A 15,484-nucleotide genomic window follows, 5' to 3' on the forward strand; every position below is an offset into this window, starting at 1 on the left:
GGGCATCTGGTTACTGTTCCAGCCAGAGAATGATGCAAGAGGGGGCACCGCATATCGTGCGGCCCGAGGAGCGGGGCATGCGACTGGACTATTATATTCCTTCTCTCAAGCTGCAGCATCGATTGACCGCCCATGCCATTGTGGCCGAGGTGATCGCGCCGACCCTCGAAATTCTGCCGGCGATGCTCCCAAATCTCCATATCCGGCTGGCTGGAGCCAGCAGCTATGCCTTTGGCGGCCCGGTCATGCCTGCGCCCAGAGTGACCCTGCTTGGGCCAACGAGCGCGGCTTATGGGATGCACCTGGCGCCAGGGACCGAGATCGTGACAACGGGTCTGCTACCCCAGGGCTGGCTCACTTTCGTCGGAGCGCCCGCTGCGCAATTCAGCGATCGCATCATCGATGCCACCTCGATCTGGGGTGACTGCAAGATCGATCAGCTGTGTGACCGTTTGATGTGTGCGGCCAGCGACACGGCCAGGGTCGCGGTACTCGAATCATTCCTGCTCCAGGAAACACGCGATCTGTCCGACGTCACTCTGGCCAGAACCGCGACGATCGATCAATGGCTGGAGCGAAGCGCCGCACTCTCGCTCGATCTGCTGCGTGCGGAACTGGGCGTCAGCAACCGTCAAGCCGGCCGGTTGACGCTTGATCTTTATGGGGTCTCGCCAAAAACGCTGGCGATGAAATATCGCGCCTTGCGCGCCGCCGCGATCATGACCGCCCATGGCGAGGCGGGACTGGAACGGGCCTTGGAGCCATTTGCGGATCAGTCGCATCTGATCCGCGATTTTCGGCGGTTTGTCGGCTGGACGCCGACCGCCTTCGCGCGCGACCGGCGGAACATCGCCTATGCCACGCTGGAAGGGCGAAGCCGAGCTGGCGCCGTGCGGCCCCTGTCGCTGCTCAGTTGATGTCCGGTTCGTTCAATACCGGAGCGATGATGAGCGGTATGGCGTGCCCTTCCGGGAGGGGGCATCATTCTCTTTCCCGATAGCAGGGGGCTGTTGGATGAGAAGCGCGTTCCTGGCGATTGCAGGCGGTTTGATAATTCTGTCGCCTGGTTGCGGCTCCTCGCCAATCGCCGGCGAGAACCGGGCAGCCCAGCCCCAGGATATTTCGGGTGCAATCGCTCCCCTTCCGCGCGGCACGCATAGGTTGGAAGGCCGGATCGTTACCGTCCGCTTGCCCTATCGCGCCGCCGACAATCTGCTCTGGGCGTCAGCCACGGGCGTCATGGAAGCAGCTCCCTTCATGTTCCAGGATCTGGACATTCAACCCCGTGCCGGCCCTCAGGGCACGGATCTGGCGGTGTTCACCTACAAAGCCGACAAGCCCGGCACGGCGACGCTCGAATTCGGTCTCGTGCCTGTTGGCAAGACGTTGCTGGGAAATGGGACAACCCGTTTCAGAGATGAACCGGCACGTCGCTACTCCGCGACGGTGACGGCGCAATGAGGGGCTATCGTCCCTGCCCTGTCGCCTCCCTCGGAGCCCTGTTCCTGACCATGGCGTCAGCCACCGTCCCTGCATACTCGGCCGACGACATGAACGCAGGGAACCATCCATCGTCTGCTGCGCGGAACGGCGATGGCTTGCCCGAAGCGCCAGACGCCAACGCGCGCCGGATAAAAGGCATCTACCAACTGGCCGAAGATCGTGAGGGCGGCCGCGCCTGCAGGATCATTCTGACCGATGAGCGCACCATCGGAGGCTATGCGGCCCAGGCCAATCAAGCCTGCGTCGCCAAGTTCGCCCTGCCCTGGTATTGTGGCCATGGCGACGCGACCGACATGGATAAAAATTGCGCACCCAGGCCGACGGAGGACGTCTTTGCGTGGTTCGTCGCGCCAGATGGCCAGATCGTTCTGATCGATGGCGCCCGGCAGCCATTGTTTCACCTGTCTCCCTTATCGGATGGCGTTTATTACGAACGACGGGATGGCAGCGTGGGACAGGAAAGCCTGAGCTTCTCCCGCGTCGATCCGGCTGACACCGACCGGTGAGCAAAGGGGCTTTGTGGGGCGGATTTGCGGCAAAGTCAGGCGGATCCCGGCTGCCGTTCAGGGCTGGCTGCGCGAACTCATGATGGGGCCACCTGGCTGGATGGCCATCAATTCGCCGCCCTCAGTCATCTTCCAGGGCTTTCCATCCCAACGGGCTCAACAAGCCTCGCACCTGTCCGATGAGAATGTCAGCCTGCCCATGAAAATGCCAGCGGCGCATAAGGGCGTTGCGATGGCCATGGTTCGACAAAGGATCAATGGTCGCATCCACCCGCGTGCGGCGACAGGATCATAACGGCTGATGCCCGCCAACAGGAGGTCGCATGCAAGCGCAACTTCCCGGGCGATCTACGCGTCCTCACGCCCGCCGACGGATCGGTGCGCAGCAGCGCGCCGAAAAGCATGCCAAAACTCCAGGAACGATAGTTCCAATGTCCAATTCGGACCATTTCGCCTTCCAGATAATATGGGCGCTGACATCCATCTGCCCGACAAGAGCACAGCTGCTCTTTGGCCACACGGCGCAGAACGCCGAGATCCTCGAACCGGCGCCGGACACCTTCGCAGCGTCCTGTCCGTAAAGAAGGCTCGATGACGCTGCCGCGGCGCCTTAAGACGTTCACAACCTCATCCGTTCATAGGAGGAATGACAACACGGAAGGGCTGGCAATCATGACGTTCTTGCAGAATTATATCGCGAACATCGCCCACAAGCGTTCGGCGTTAATGAACATCTATGAAATCACCGACCTGTGGCCACGGCAAAATTCCGAACGGCATTGGATCGCCGGACAGGGTGCCTTCTACGGCGCAACCGCCGCATGCGCGGGGTTCATTCTCATAGGATTTTTCATGATCTTTTCCACGCCGATCCACTCGATGTCCGACGAACTCGGCAGGGACCAGGTCATGGGGCTGGTCGTCGCGCTATTCTTTCTCTTCTGCTGGATCAGCATCTTCTGGCATCACCATTTTCTGAAAGCCAAGCTCGAAATCATCCGCTCGGCAAAAGCGCGCCTGGCACGCGATGCCGACCTGCACGACGAATATCTGGCGTGCGTTGAGCGAGCCGGGGCTGTCGCGATCGCTCATTCGCGCGCTGCAGCCGCAGCGCAGGAGGCCAGGAACGCCGTCCTCGAAGGACAGGCGATGCAGGCCCAGGTCCGCGCTGCAAATGCACAGGAAGCAGCCGTGCGCAAGGATGAGGCGTCGCGGCTGTCGATTGCGGAACGGCATGCCCTCGCTGCCTCCATTCGCCACAACACGGAGACGGCCGAGCTCAATCGGCGCAAGGGTCTGAGCGGGGCGACGAACGCAGGTCGCGCAGCGGCGGATGCTGCCAAACTCGCGGGTGGACGTCGATAAGACCGTTGAACAGCTCAAAAATTGCTGAGTGAGCGGAGAGCTTGACAGACGGAAGGAAGACCAGACCCAGCCAGGATACGGCTTGCGCTCACCATAATCTCGTGCCGTCCCTCGCACACCGCTGTTGATGGGTGCGTGTGCGGCTTCGAGACCAACCGGCAGCAAGCGCGTCGCTCGCTTGCCGCTCACCTCTTTCGCCTGGTAAGCGGCAGGACGGAAACGCTGCGATCGGTACCAGACGATGGGCGAGGACCATGCCGCTGTTTGTCTGCGACAGATGTCGAGAATCGTGCGCTGTCCTGATTTCTTGGCGCATTGCGGGAGAATTTGACTAACCCTCCTGAATCGCCTTATATGTCCGGGCTTGCAGGCGAAATTCGGCCTTTTTTGACGAACCGACTATGGTAAACGAGAGCTTGGGGGGCGGGCCATGTTGTCAGGCCAGATACTGGATACGATGATCAGCTCCTGCGAGAACGCGAAAACCGTTCTGCGCCGCGCCGCCATCGACCCATCAGACCGCAAGACCCTCAACATCACCATGGGCGCCACGGTCGCTGCGGAGTTTCTCGGGCGAACTCCGGAGGCTCTCGCCAAGGCTGAAGCTCGCGGGCGCCTTCCCGCTCCAAAGGTTTCCAATAATGGCCGCCGCTTCTACACCGTAGAAGATCTGATCGCCATTCGCGAGACGCTCGGCATCAAGATGGGCAAGCTGCCCGACGAACGGGCGGTGGTTATCGCGGTTCAGAACTTCAAGGGCGGCGTGAGCAAGTCCACCACTTCGAAACATCTCGCCGATTATCTGGCGTTACGCGGTTATCGCGTCCTCGTCGTCGACTGCGATCCCCAAGCCTCCATGAGCGTCATGTTCGACGTCGATCTGGAGGGACTGGTGGACGAGACGCATACACTCTCCAATTTCCTGTCTCCCCGTATCGATGAGGCGGAGTCGTTCCGCAAGACCATCAGGCCCACGGCCTGGCCCAATATCGATATTTGCCCGGCGAATCTGGGATTGCAGGACACGGAATGGGAACTGACGGCGACGATCGAGGAAGGCCCTCAAGCGATCGCCGGGGCCTTCCGGATGCTGCGTATCGGATTGGAGGAAGTCCGCCGCGATTATGACGTGATCATTCTCGATCCGCCGCCCGCGATGGGCTTTCTAGGCGTCAATACCCTGAGCGCGGCGGACGGCCTCCTGATCCCCGTTCCTGCCCGCCAGCTTGATTATCTCTCCACCATTCATTTCATGCAGACCTGCCGGGAAGCGATGAGTCTGGTATCCAAGTTCGATGCGTCGATCGACTATGGATTCATCCGCGTGGTTTGCACCATGTTTCAGCCGAACCGCACGAACGAAGCGCAGATGCTCCAGGTCATGGAAAAGACCTATGCGGGCCAGATGCTATCCACTCCGATCCTGCTCTCGGAGGAAATAAAGAACGCCGGCATTGCAATGTCGTCGGTCTACGAAATCAACAAGCCCTATGGTTCGCATCAGACTTATACGCGGTGCCGCAACAATCTCAATTCAGTCTTCCGCGAACTGGAAAAGGATATCTGCAAGCAGTGGCCGTCGCGTATCGTGCAGCTCGGCACTGATCGCCTGACGGAGGCAGCATGAGCAGCGGAGCGGGACGACGCCGCAGTCTTTTGACAACTGCCATCGACAGCCTCGGCTCGCCGCCGGCGGTTTCCGAACCAGAGGCGCCGCATGCGGCACCGGCTGAACCATCTCGTCGCGAGCCTGCCGCCCCCTCCTTCCTGGAGAGGCGCGGGGTGGCCTTTGACGAGATCGCGCGCACCGTAAAGCGGCTGACCATCCGTGTACGGCCGGACGAATGCAGCGTGTGGCCGGGCAATGCGCGTGATTATGCCGGGCTTAGCTATGAGCGTTGCGCTTCCCTTATCGACTCCATCAAGGAGGAGAATGGCAACCGGGAACCCGTGGTCGTCCGCCGGACGCCGGACGGTGAAAAGCCCTATGAACTGATCGTCGGGACCAGGCGCCATTTTTCGGTGTCATGGCTGCGCGAGAATAACCACGCCGAGATTGATCTCATCGCGCGCATTGAAACGCTTGACGATGAAGGCGCCTTCCGGCTCGCCGATATAGAGAACAGAGAGCGCGAGGACGTCACCGACCTTGAGCGAGCGCGCAATTATCTTCACGCGGTCGACGCCTATTATAACGGCATCCGCAGCCATATGGCCGATCGCCTCGCGATCGGGAAGCAGAACCTGCACAATCTGCTGCAGCTCGCCGAATTGCCCGACGATGTGGTGCGGGCATTCGCAGATCCGGCCGATATCAAGGTTCGTCACGGCATGAAGCTGTCTCCCCTCCTCAAGCAACCAGGTTTGCGTGAAGCGATCCTGGAGGTCGCAAGAGAGATTACGCGCGAGCAAGGTGAACGGCGAACGGCGGGAGAGACTCCAATCGAAGGCCCGCAAGTCTTCCAGCGCCTTGCTTCGGCCAGTCCGGTAAGGCGGGAGCCCGCGCGCCGCGTGAAAGCCGCGGTCAATGCCCTGGACGGCGATCAGATCGGCATGATTGTCTCTGACACACGGGCGCGCGGAATTACGATCAACATCAATCCGCGAAGGCCGATCAACGTAGACGAAATTCTCTCGGCCCTGCGCCCGGTCATCGAGGCCGCGAAGTTCAGCAAAAAATAGTTTTTTCGCGCTAAAACAATACCTTACTAATCGGTAAAACATGTTTTACCAGACGCTATCCGGGGAATGGCAATGGTTTCCAAGAAGGTCGGTCGAGACGACAGTCAGGTAGACCTGTTCCTCCCGCAGCTCACCGCCCTGCCCTTGCGCGATCAGCGCGAGACGATGGAGCGTCCCTTTTTCTCGCTTTCAAAACGCAAGCGCCTCAAGCCGATCGATTATGTAAGTCCCGACGGAAAGGTGACGGTTCACGTCAGCGCCAACTCGGAATATGGCCTTGCGACCATCTATGATCTGGACGTCCTGATTTATTGCGCCTCGGTCCTGATCGAACACAAGAGGCGGGGTGTGAACGACATCCCCCAAACCCTTCACGTCGTCCCCTATGACATGCTTTCAACGCTCAAGCGTGATGTGGGCGGCAGGGCCTATGAATTGCTCGGCAATGCACTGGACCGCCTGCAGTCGACGACCGTCAAAACCAACATCCGCTCGGGCGATGCGGTGGAAACCACCTTTTCCTGGATCGACAGCCACAGCCAGCTCAAGGACCGCAATGGGCAAGTGCGCGGGATGCGGATTACGCTGGCCAAATGGTTCTATGATGGCGTTCTCATGGAAGGCGGCGTACTTGCCATCGATCCGGCCTATTTCTCGCTGACGGGTGGGCGAGAGCGCTGGCTTTATCGCGTAGCGCGCAAACATGCGGGCGGAGCCGGCCCTGACGGATTCTCGATTTCCATGCCGACATTGTACGAGAAATCGGGCGCGGAGGGGGATTATCGTCGCTTCAAATTCGAGATGACGAAAATCGCACGAGAGAACAGTCTTCCTGGATATTCGCTGGAACTTCTTCAGCGCGATGGCGGCGAGCCGTTCCTTCGGATGGCCAAACGTGCTCTGGATGAAGTCCCCTCCCCCTCCCCTTCAAGCGGCTTCGCGCCCGCCGTTGACGCCTCGAAGCCCGGGACCGCCGCTGCCGAGGAAGAGCCCGTGAGTTTCCCCTTGCAGGGATCGATCGCCTTTGGTGCTTTTGGAGCGATTGCCCGGGCTAATCTTCCCTCGCCGCAGCGCGATCACGAGGCTGTTGCAAATGATTTCAGGAACTTCCTGAGATCGCGCGACATCGCTTTCGACGCCAGTAACATCACCCAGATTTTCGCGACCTTCTGCACCAAACAACGTTCCGCGATCTGACCTGTCCGTTCCGGGCAGGCCCCCTGCCCTGCCCTTCCGACTCTCCTTCATTCGATAGCCGCTTGGCCATCCTATTCCCGGGCAAGCTCCCAGGATGGCGGCGCACGGTGCGTTCCTGAAATACCGCGATCTGTCCACCGATCTCATGAAACCAAGTCCCGCTATGCTGGAACATCTGTTCAGCGTGGCATGGTCTCTCGCGGACCCGCGTCCCCGCCTACGGCCGCACGCTCTCCTCCCTTCCCTATTCGAACGGCACGCTGCGGCTAAGGCTGCGACAGTTGATTCATGGAAAAGGCGATCATGGGTCGATCCCCGGTGCTCACGCGGTTCAGAATCCGAAGGCCAGTCACCCACATGGGCCTGCGACCGGCTTCACGGCGTCCCCCCACGCCTGGAGGCGGGGCCGTTGGCTGCCAGGCCCGGTATTTCAGGAACAGCCAAGGCGACCCTCAGAAATGCGCACATTAGCGTGCTTGCTCCTGTCTGCGATCACTCGATCAGCGGGAATGCAGTCCGCCCAACTCACAAGCCGACCCGACAGGCTATGATCGGAAATGCTCCTGACAGAGCGGGACGTTCCTGAAGTACCGTCGATGGCCGCAGGCAAGGCGAGAATACTGCCCATCGCCCGACGCAGTCCAGGGCTAGCTACCGCCAGACCATGGGAGCGCCTGCACGAGTGCTCCGGCTTAAGGCGCATTGCCGCACAGCATCCTCCTGAGCTCTGCAACCTGGCCGATCAACGCGGGATACGGTTACCCTGGCCCGCGTTCCTGAAATCCCGTGCTCAAGCGTGAGCTTCGCAGGGGGGCTGCCGCGCGCTGCCTATCGAATGACCACCGAATATGCTTGGCACCGACGTGTTCCCGATATCCCGTGGAAAGAGCAAAGCGACACTAGTGCGATTCTTGGACGAACCCCTTTTGTGTCCGGCGCAAGACACGGATATACCGCGACATGCCATGATCGCATATGCTCTAAACCCCGGTTTTCCGGGCCTTTCCGGCAGAGTAAAACATGTTTTACTCATTGTGGACGCCTCGGTCCCGCACGGGATTTCGGGAACAGGCCACGGGACTTCAGGAACCGAATCACGGTGCATTGGGAACGCGGACTTCGGGACATTGGGAACGAAGCGACGGGATTTTGGGAACGGGCCAAATCCGCGACTCGTGGAGAGTCAACGATTCGCGCTAGGAGTGGGCAGGCGTAACTCTTTATGGATTCTTTTAACGGATCTAAACCGCGCCTCTGGCGCATCCTCTTTTTTGAGTGATTGAACGGAACGTGAGAGAATGAGAGGGAGGAAGGACCCGGCACCCGACGGAACGCACTATGTGGCGCCACAACCCGCCCCACCTGCATGAGAATCGGGAAAGCAGCAAGCTCTGCACGCCGCAAACGCAGTTCTCGCCAGGTGTCAGAAAAGGGATTCAGGCAGATGGCCTGACGATCATGGCCGCAACCGAGCGGCCATCGGCCTTCGAACTATTTGCAGCTGATCGGCGCGGAAGAAGGGCAGGGCTGGGAAGGGGAGCGATTCTTCGCGATGGAGCGAGAACTAACGGCGCAATGCCCCTAAATCGCCGTTCAAGCCCTGCTGAGAAGGCGTGAGGTCCCGGGGGTAACTCGCCTCACTCCTCACCTCTTTTGCCGCTCACAGGGGCTGGTGCGCCCGTATCATCGCTCTCATCGTCCCAAATTGTGAGCTCAAAGATGTCAGCAGATGCCGGACGATGCGTTCTAGGCACAGCCTTCGGTCCGGACAAAGGCACCATGTAACTGCGGTAACTCGCCTGACCCGTCCTTTCGACGAGCAAGCCTTCCAGCTCCGCAGTCAGCAGAAGCTTGATGGCGCCAGCTGACGTCAGGCCCAGATGCCGGGCAACCTCACCGCTCGTAATGGCGGGCCGTGCCATGGCAAAGGAGAGCAGGTCCTTCAGCCGTCCTGGACGCCGGCGAACGGCGAGATGCATTCTCGCGCGGCGGGCAAAGCCCCGCAGCTGAACCTCGATCTGAAGATGGGCGTTGGCGCCCGCCGCGATCGCGTCGAGCCAAAGCCGATCCAGTTCGGTGTCTCTGGCGACTTTCCACCGTCCTCCAGCCAGTTTGAGACCCAGTGCGGTCAACCCTCCCTGCGAGCCTTTCCATCGCCCGGGACCCCATCGATCGCCTACCAGAAGGCTGGCCACCACATCGCCTCGGCCGAGCGGAGAGTGTTGCCGCCACAAAGCGGCGATCCGACCGGAATGGACGAGGGCAGGGGAGGGGGGTAAGGCCTTGCAGGCCTTGCTCCAGGCTTCGACCGCCGACGTCAGCTCCCATGCCTCACGGTGACCCAGGGCGTTCTGGCGCGGCTGCGTCATGTCCATGCCGAACCACTGCAGAAGGGCAGAAGCATCGGTGACGAGGGCATTGAGGGTGATCGGCATCCCGATCGCATGTTTCCAGTGCGTCAGGTCATACACGCTGGTCGTCAGTCGGCCTCGGCCGTCTATGACCACGGCTTCCTCGGGCAAGTCGGCCATGTCGATGGCGGCGAGAGCCTGTCGTTCGGATAGCGCGATGCGCGCTCTCAGGGGCTGGCGGACAGGACTGAGGCGAAGACGCTCCTCGAGCCGCGCCAATGCGGCCTGTGCTTCCGCATAGCAGACCATGAGCGATGGGCTGGGGAGGGGAGGGGGGATCGTCATGAACCTCGCTAACAGGCGTTCGGTCGGCGCCAATGTGATCATTTTTCAGGGCAGCAAGAAGATGAGCATTTTTGAACCGCGGAAGGCTGAAATTCAACTGAAAGCGGCCTTTAGAAAGTCCGTCACGATGCGGCTGGAGTCAGTCCCGCTGGCGCTTTGCTCGGACGATCGACGACCGCCGTCGCGATTATTTCCGTGGTGCCAACGAGCTGGGGTCTGTCGGCTTCGTGGTACTAAGGGCGCTCGGCCGTCCATAGTCGGCGCGGGTAGGCGCAGCGGAGGAGGCAGGGATGTGCCCCCTGGACGTGGTGCGGCGTCACTGTAGCGAAGCTGGCCGGACGCGCGCTGGTTACGCGAGAAGAGCGCGGCGCGACAGGCCCGGCACAACGGGAGCGTCGGGCTGCGCATCCCCAAACTGCGCACCGGCAGCTATTTTCCTTGCTTGCGGGACCTGCACCATCTGGCGGAGAAGGCGCTGGCCGCGGCGATCCATATGGAGCATCTAAACGCGGGCAGTCGATGATCTGGTCAAAGCGCTCGGCATGAGCGGGCGCCGGTGGCGCCAGGAGATTGTGAAGGTCTTCCTTGATCGCCCGATCGAAGGCGGCTGACCCTATCTCTGGATCGATGTCACTTACCTCAAGGGACGTTTCCGGACTGAACGGACATCTTCCATCGCGAGCATCCGTCCCGCCTTTCCCCGGACTTGGGAACGTCGCCCATGCAAGATCCACGCTGGTGGGGCGCTGGAACACAGGAGTTTTCCCAATCGCGCGGCCTGATGTCTGCAGTTCACGTTCCCGCCCGGATCGCGGCCACGACCTGCCCTTTCCCTCCGCGTTATTCTCCGTTCCATCTTTCTATATCGTGTCCCCGCGGTGAGGGACGCACCAGCGCAGAACAATTGGCTTTCTATGATCCCTGGTTCAAGGCCAATGTTGCCGAAGCAACATGCCTCCCCATCTCGCTCGAACATTGGCAATCTCACGCGGGTCCAGCAGCACGGATGTTCGTGGTTGATCGGCGGCTGACTTCACTGGCTACACAATCCCCCGGGCGTCAAAGCCGAACTGTCGAGCTCCCCGGCGTGCCGCGTAGTCGAGCAATGTACCATGCTGGTCGGAGACGGCGGTGAGCTTCAGTCATGTCGCCAGCTCAGCAGCGTTTCATGACCGCCAGCCTTGACCGACGCCTTCCTGCCAGATGCCCACGCAGCCAGGGACGGTGTCCCCCATTTTTACATCCTGTCGAGGTAACGCCGATCCGCATGCTACCTTTCCTCGGATTGGTTGGCCCAGTTCACGCGCGAGGGGGAGAAGGGAACAAATCATGAATTATCTCTAAAATCCCCTCAGAAGCCCGTGGAGCGCAATGAAGGGGTTAGATAGGGAAAGTATCGACAACCACCAAAAGTCCTTCTGAGAGAGCTTCTGAGCGCCTCGAATTTTTCCGCCCCTCACCGCATTTTTGCCCAATTGCCAGCCGACAAGATTGACTCACAAGGTCGTTCCAATCTCATCGGCCTGACACGAATCGCCATTGGCCCAATTTTGGGGTCTACTGCACATATTGGCAGGGACGATGGAATGCCGGCGCGAACATGGCGTCCCGCGCGGCAGGACATCCGCGTGACGGTCACCAGCCAGACGCGGGGGTAAGCTGCGCATGCGGACCCGATGCAATATCAACCAGGAAGGGGAGGGTGCCTCCGACGCAAGCGAACGGCATGCGCCATAGCTGTCGCACGGGAGCATTTTCGAAACATGGGGTTGTCGCCTGCCGGCGTGGACCATGCGGAAGACAAGAGATAAGGAGAGCATGATCCCATTCAATCTGATCGGACCATGCTCTGGCCGCACCCATGGGATCAAGATCGCCATTCAAGCAACCAGCGTCATTGAATCATGCCAAAGCAACCGATTCGGTTCTTGTTACTGATGAAAGCTTTGGTAAATCAAGTAACCGTCTTTTCCAATGGAAAGAAACAGGGCAATTTCGGTGCTCCCCGGCATCTCACGGGCAACTGGCCGCTTATCCGGGCAACAGAGGCCGGAAGGCGTAGTAAAACTCGTCTTGGTGATGATCCTTGCGATCGTCTTGCTGTTGCCCACCATCGCCCGCGCCCAGGGTGCACAGGCCGGCGTCAATGATTTGGGCAGCGCGCCCGTTATCGACCGCGACCGAACCGACCGGGTCGCGCCGCGTCTGGAGCAGGGGCCCGCCACTCCCGCGGCATCCGCGCCATCGCCTCAAGTGGCGCCTGCGTCGCCTTCTGCTGCCAGCGTCCAGCTCGCCCGTGTGCGTTATGAAGGCTCCTCGCTCCGCCAGTCCGTCCTGGATGAAGCAGTCGCGCCGTTTATCGGTCACCCCCTGACTAACGCCACCTTGCAGGGGGTCGCCAACGCAGTGACCGCCGCCTACGGTCGAAGCGATATTGCTTTTTATGCTGTCTCGATCCCCGCCCAGGCGCCCGTGGGCGGCGAGATCAAAGTCAGGGTCGTTGAAGGGCGAATAAAAAATTATACGTTGAGCGGCATCTCGCCTAGCGCCCCGGTGAAGTTGATCGGGGCCCATATGCAGCGTCTGATGCGCGAGGATCCACTGCGTAAATCCACGCTGGAACGCACTTTGTCACTGCTGCGCGATATCCCGGGGCAGACGGTCAATGTAGCTGTTCGCCAGATGCCAACGGCCGGTGATCTGATCCTCGATGTGATCGTCAAGCGTAAGCAACTCGATATTGGACTTACGATAGACAATAGCGGGGTAAGCAATGTCGTGGAGGGCGTCCAGGCGCAACTTTCGGTAGCGGCGCATGGACTTGTTCGCGAAGGCGATAGTACAAGGGTTTCCGCTTATCTTCCCTTCTATCCGGATCGATATACATATTATTCGCTGAGCCACAGCACGCCATTGGGAAGCAATGGTCTGACTTTGTCCGCGAACTTCGCGCAGGTTAATACCAAGTCTCGGGGAACGCACATAAAAGGTGAGGCGACGCTCGCGGGGGTTTCCCTTACATATCCGATCATCCGATCGTACAAGAAAAATCTGTCCGCAAGCCTGTCGCTCGATGGAATCAACAGCACCAATTATTATCTCGATACCGAGTTTGGTGATTATCGGTCCCGAGCGGTCCGAGCGGGGCTGTCATGGTCCGATGTGGGGCCCAAGAATGGCTATGCTGCATCTGCCGTGGTGAGCCAGGGGATCAACGCCATTGGCGCCAAAGCCTTTACCGGATTTTCGGAGATTAAATTTTCCAAGGTGAATATACAGGCAATAGCGGTTAAAACGCTATTGAATAACTTGACAGCAAAAGTGACTGTTAAAGGGCAATATTCCAAGGATAAGCTTCCGGTAACCGAGAGATTTTCCTTGGGGGGAAGGGGTGCCGGCATGGCTTATCGGATCGGTACCATAACATCCGATCAGGCACTTGCATCCAACCTGGAATTGAGCTGGTCGCTTCCGGCGAAGTCTCCGGTTTTGAAGGCGACATCCTTGTTCGCTTATGTGGATGGTGCAGTAGCCCACGCTGTTGCGCGACCATATTATGGGATTGCTGCGCAGGATTATTCACTTGCATCGGCCGGCGGCGGCGTGCGCGTGGGCGTAGGGAAGGGCTGGCGCGCGAGCGCCGAAATTGCACTCCCGGTCAAGCGCCCTAACGACGCCTATAGCAGGAAGGCGCGCTTCTTCTTCGGGCTTGGTCGAGCGTTTTAGCGATTTTGCGTATACGCAAAATTGGCCATTCACCAGATCCAAAGGTCCGGAACGGCGGGCGGTCTCTTCCAACGAAAGAAGTTTGGCTATGAAGAATGTCTGGGAAGTGTGGCCGGCGATATTGTCACCTGCGGACTGTGACGCTGTTATCGAGAAGGCGGAGCAATATCCTGTGCAGTCCGCGACCGTTGGCTTTGACGAAGCGCAACGTGATGACCATGCTTACCGCAGCTCTACGATCCGCTGGCTGGATCCCGACATTGAGGCCGAACTCGTCAAGACATTGATGCGCTATGTTCATGCGTCGAACAGGACCAATTTCGGCGTGGACATCGTGGCGCCGTTCGACCTGCAATACACGGAATATCACGGCACGGCGCACGGCAAATATGATTGGCATCATGACGTCTGGCTGGAATCCCCTCGGCCCTATGCACGTAAGCTGTCCTTCGTCGTCCAGCTCTCCGAACCGGAGGATTATGAGGGTGGGGCTTTTGAGTTTTTCGGCCTTCAGCAGCCCGGCGCTACCTTCGCTCCGCGCGGCAGCATGTTGATCTTTCCATCATTCCTGCAGCATCGTGTTCTCCCGGTGACGAAGGGTATTCGGCGTAGCCTTGTAAGCTGGGTCGAGGGGCCGCGATGGAGATGAGTGATCACGCGGTCCAAAACGATTTTGGATGGCGGTTGCCTGGCGGATCGTTGCCCGATCTGTAAGGGACAATTCGCGCCCGATCGCCGCGATCCCGCGCTTCTGATCGGCTGACGGGATTCTCCTATCTTTCCCCAATTTGCAGGCAGTGCAGCCAATGTCACCATCGGCTCTTCCGTCGATCCCCTTGCTGAGCGGGGGCAGCTTATTGTGCCTGTTCATTCTGCTGGGCGCCGCAGTCTATTTCGACGTCTGTTTCCGGCGGATACCCAATGGTTTGTCCCTGCTGGCCGCCATTGCCGCGGTGCCCTATTGGATTGGGGTGTCGGGGGACGCTATGCCAGCCTCGATCGGACAACAATTTCTCGTTCTGCTGGTCGCCACAGGGCCGTTGCTGCTGCTCTTTGCTGTGGGCGCCGTGGGGGGCGGAGACATCAAACTGCTCGGCGCGCTGCTATTGTGGATCCGTGCCGGAGACGTTGTTGGAATGATCGCAGTCATCATTCTTGCAGGAGGGGCGGTTGCCGCAGGGGCAGTGGCGCATGCGCTGTGGAGGCGAAGGCAATGGCGCGAAGCGACGGTGCCCTTCGGCGTTGCGATTGCCGCGGGCGCCATGCCGGTTCTGGCCGATGACCTCGTCTTCACGTTAAAGGCCGCGGGGGTTCTGGGCTGAAACAGCGACTTGGCGGTGGTTCGCCGCGGGAGCGCCCCCTTGGACCGGTCCCCGCGATCATTCTGCAGGTCGGGTTCCAAGAGTCCGGTGCACACCGGACCCAAATGCTTCCTCGCACCTGGCGACGTTCGGCTGAACATTGACCCGGTCATATACTCATATGGGCGCCACGGTCTGGCCTGCGCGCGGATGATATGAAGGGGTGGGGGACCTCGTTTCAGCGACCTCAATGGGGCGGCCCGGAGCAACCATGCATTCTGGTGTGGACGGTGCCGCTTGCCGAGCTGAAGATGCGCTAAAGGGGCTCCTCAGATCGCCTCCAAACCGCTCGTCAGGCAACGGCAATGAGACGGTGGTGGGCGCGGGGACAGGAAATGCCTGGCCGCCGACGGTGCGGGTGGGGCCATGTCCAGCGTTCAGGATGGCTCCAGTACCGAAGCCTTATGCCGCTGTCTTGGCAGATGCGCGTGTCGCTCGGCAGTCGATG

Annotated in this window: 11 protein-coding genes and 1 pseudogene; 11 read left to right on the plus strand and 1 reads right to left on the minus strand. The window is 59.9% G+C overall.

Going from position 1 to position 15,484, the window contains the following annotated elements:
* Positions 1 to 77: 77 nt before the first annotated feature.
* The 7 genes from IZV00_RS19400 (at position 78) to IZV00_RS19430 (ending at position 7,253) form a co-directional block, all read left to right on the plus strand.
* Entirely contained in the window at positions 78 to 917 is an 840-nt protein-coding gene (locus IZV00_RS19400; RefSeq protein WP_044663516.1) for a helix-turn-helix domain-containing protein, read from the plus strand.
* A gap of 97 nt (positions 918 to 1,014) precedes the next feature.
* A complete protein-coding gene (locus IZV00_RS19405) occupies positions 1,015 to 1,461 on the plus strand; it encodes a hypothetical protein (protein ID WP_044663515.1) in 447 nt (148 codons plus the stop codon).
* A gap of 89 nt (positions 1,462 to 1,550) precedes the next feature.
* Positions 1,551 to 2,009 (plus strand): protease inhibitor Inh/omp19 family protein, encoded by a 459-nt coding sequence (locus IZV00_RS19410; RefSeq protein WP_230463525.1) that lies wholly within the window; start codon positions 1,551 to 1,553, stop codon positions 2,007 to 2,009.
* 672 nt (positions 2,010 to 2,681) lie between these two features.
* A complete protein-coding gene (locus IZV00_RS19415) occupies positions 2,682 to 3,374 on the plus strand; it encodes a hypothetical protein (protein ID WP_044663513.1) in 693 nt (230 codons plus the stop codon).
* A 430-nt stretch (positions 3,375 to 3,804) separates the two neighbouring features.
* Positions 3,805 to 5,001, plus strand: coding sequence for an AAA family ATPase (locus tag IZV00_RS19420; RefSeq protein WP_044663512.1), 1,197 nt, complete (start codon positions 3,805 to 3,807; stop codon positions 4,999 to 5,001).
* Positions 4,998 to 6,056: a ParB/RepB/Spo0J family partition protein gene (locus IZV00_RS19425; RefSeq protein WP_044663511.1), complete on the plus strand. Its 1,059-nt coding sequence runs from the start codon at positions 4,998 to 5,000 to the stop codon at positions 6,054 to 6,056. The genes IZV00_RS19420 and IZV00_RS19425 overlap by 4 nt, the downstream gene beginning before the upstream one ends.
* A gap of 72 nt (positions 6,057 to 6,128) precedes the next feature.
* Positions 6,129 to 7,253, plus strand: a complete 1,125-nt coding sequence (locus IZV00_RS19430; protein WP_044663510.1) for a replication initiator protein A — start codon at positions 6,129 to 6,131, stop codon at positions 7,251 to 7,253.
* 1,637 nt (positions 7,254 to 8,890) lie between these two features.
* On the opposite strand, the gene IZV00_RS19435 is transcribed toward IZV00_RS19430, so the two are convergent.
* Positions 8,891 to 9,949 carry a hypothetical protein gene (locus tag IZV00_RS19435; protein ID WP_196227695.1) on the minus strand — a complete coding sequence of 353 codons (1,059 nt, stop codon included), beginning with the start codon at positions 9,947 to 9,949 and terminating at the stop codon, positions 8,891 to 8,893.
* Between the two features lie 355 nt (positions 9,950 to 10,304).
* Between IZV00_RS19435 and IZV00_RS21285 the strand changes: the two are divergent.
* The 4 genes and pseudogenes from IZV00_RS21285 to IZV00_RS19450 form a co-directional block, all read left to right on the plus strand.
* Positions 10,305 to 10,635, plus strand: a pseudogene (locus IZV00_RS21285) (transposase); the annotation flags it as partial.
* Positions 10,636 to 12,028: 1,393 nt separating this feature from the next.
* The gene (locus IZV00_RS19440; RefSeq protein WP_044663509.1) at positions 12,029 to 13,675 is read left to right on the plus strand and encodes a ShlB/FhaC/HecB family hemolysin secretion/activation protein; all 1,647 of its coding nucleotides are present in this window, start codon (positions 12,029 to 12,031) and stop codon (positions 13,673 to 13,675) included.
* An 88-nt stretch (positions 13,676 to 13,763) separates the two neighbouring features.
* Entirely contained in the window at positions 13,764 to 14,324 is a 561-nt protein-coding gene (locus IZV00_RS19445) for a 2OG-Fe(II) oxygenase (RefSeq protein WP_196227696.1), read from the plus strand.
* Between the two features lie 157 nt (positions 14,325 to 14,481).
* Positions 14,482 to 14,997, plus strand: a complete 516-nt coding sequence (locus IZV00_RS19450) for an A24 family peptidase (RefSeq protein ID WP_044663507.1) — start codon at positions 14,482 to 14,484, stop codon at positions 14,995 to 14,997.
* The last annotated feature ends 487 nt before the right edge of the window (positions 14,998 to 15,484 follow it).

Origin of the sequence: Sphingobium sp. Cam5-1, assembly GCF_015693305.1 — a bacterium.
GTDB lineage: Bacteria > Pseudomonadota > Alphaproteobacteria > Sphingomonadales > Sphingomonadaceae > Sphingobium.